The sequence below is a fragment of the Pseudomonas sp. IT-P395 genome, from assembly GCF_949767675.1.
Lineage (GTDB): Bacteria > Pseudomonadota > Gammaproteobacteria > Pseudomonadales > Pseudomonadaceae > Aquipseudomonas.
In genome coordinates, this window is the sequence record NZ_CATKPW010000029.1 from 1 (window position 1) to 1,834 (window position 1,834).

Genomic DNA, 1,834 nt, shown 5'->3' on the forward strand with positions numbered 1-1,834 from the left:
TGATGCGGTAGAGGAGCGTTCTGTAAGCCTGTGAAGGTGAGTTGAGAAGCTTGCTGGAGGTATCAGAAGTGCGAATGCTGACATGAGTAACGACAATGGGTGTGAAAAACACCCACGCCGAAAGACCAAGGTTTCCTGCGCAACGTTAATCGACGCAGGGTTAGTCGGTCCCTAAGGCGAGGCTGAAAAGCGTAGTCGATGGAAAACAGGTTAATATTCCTGTACTTCTGGTTATTGCGATGGAGGGACGGAGAAGGCTAGGCCAGCTTGGCGTTGGTTGTCCAAGTTTAAGGTGGTAGGCTGAGATCTTAGGTAAATCCGGGATCTTAAGGCCGAGAGCTGATGACGAGTGTTCTTTTAGAACACGAAGTGGTTGATGCCATGCTTCCAAGAAAAGCTTCTAAGCTTCAGGTAACCAGGAACCGTACCCCAAACCGACACAGGTGGTTGGGTAGAGAATACCAAGGCGCTTGAGAGAACTCGGGTGAAGGAACTAGGCAAAATGGCACCGTAACTTCGGGAGAAGGTGCGCCGGTGAGGGTGAAGGACTTGCTCCGTAAGCTCATGCCGGTCGAAGATACCAGGCCGCTGCGACTGTTTATTAAAAACACAGCACTCTGCAAACACGAAAGTGGACGTATAGGGTGTGACGCCTGCCCGGTGCCGGAAGGTTAATTGATGGGGTTAGCTAACGCGAAGCTCTTGATCGAAGCCCCGGTAAACGGCGGCCGTAACTATAACGGTCCTAAGGTAGCGAAATTCCTTGTCGGGTAAGTTCCGACCTGCACGAATGGCGTAACGATGGCGGCGCTGTCTCCACCCGAGACTCAGTGAAATTGAAATCGCTGTGAAGATGCAGTGTATCCGCGGCTAGACGGAAAGACCCCGTGAACCTTTACTATAGCTTTGCACTGGACTTTGAATTTGCTTGTGTAGGATAGGTGGGAGGCTTTGAAGCGTGGACGCCAGTTCGCGTGGAGCCATCCTTGAAATACCACCCTGGCAACTTTGAGGTTCTAACTCAGGTCCGTTATCCGGATCGAGGACAGTGTATGGTGGGTAGTTTGACTGGGGCGGTCTCCTCCTAAAGAGTAACGGAGGAGTACGAAGGTGCGCTCAGACCGGTCGGAAATCGGTCGTAGAGTATAAAGGCAAAAGCGCGCTTGACTGCGAGACAGACACGTCGAGCAGGTACGAAAGTAGGTCTTAGTGATCCGGTGGTTCTGTATGGAAGGGCCATCGCTCAACGGATAAAAGGTACTCCGGGGATAACAGGCTGATACCGCCCAAGAGTTCATATCGACGGCGGTGTTTGGCACCTCGATGTCGGCTCATCACATCCTGGGGCTGAAGCCGGTCCCAAGGGTATGGCTGTTCGCCATTTAAAGTGGTACGCGAGCTGGGTTTAGAACGTCGTGAGACAGTTCGGTCCCTATCTGCCGTGGACGTTTGAGATTTGAGAGGGGCTGCTCCTAGTACGAGAGGACCGGAGTGGACGAACCTCTGGTGTTCCGGTTGTCACGCCAGTGGCATTGCCGGGTAGCTATGTTCGGGAAAGATAACCGCTGAAAGCATCTAAGCGGGAAACTTGCCTCAAGATGAGATCTCACTGGAACCTTGAGTTCCCTGAAGGGCCGTCGAAGACTACGACGTTGATAGGTTGGGTGTGTAAGCGCTGTGAGGCGTTGAGCTAACCAATACTAATTGCCCGTGAGGCTTGACCATATAACACCCAAGCAATTTGCGTCGAAGAGACCAGATTGCGGTGTGTGAAGACGAAACGAACCGAAAGTTCGAAAGACTCACAAAACACCAGCTGTCACATACCCAATTT

The 1,834-nt window shown here is 52.1% G+C and carries 1 rRNA gene; it reads left to right on the plus strand.

Features of this window, described 5'->3' with window-relative positions:
• A 23S ribosomal RNA gene (locus ACM6IN_RS18620) occupies positions 1-1,725 on the plus strand; the annotation flags it as partial.
• Positions 1,726-1,834: the final 109 nt, after the last annotated feature.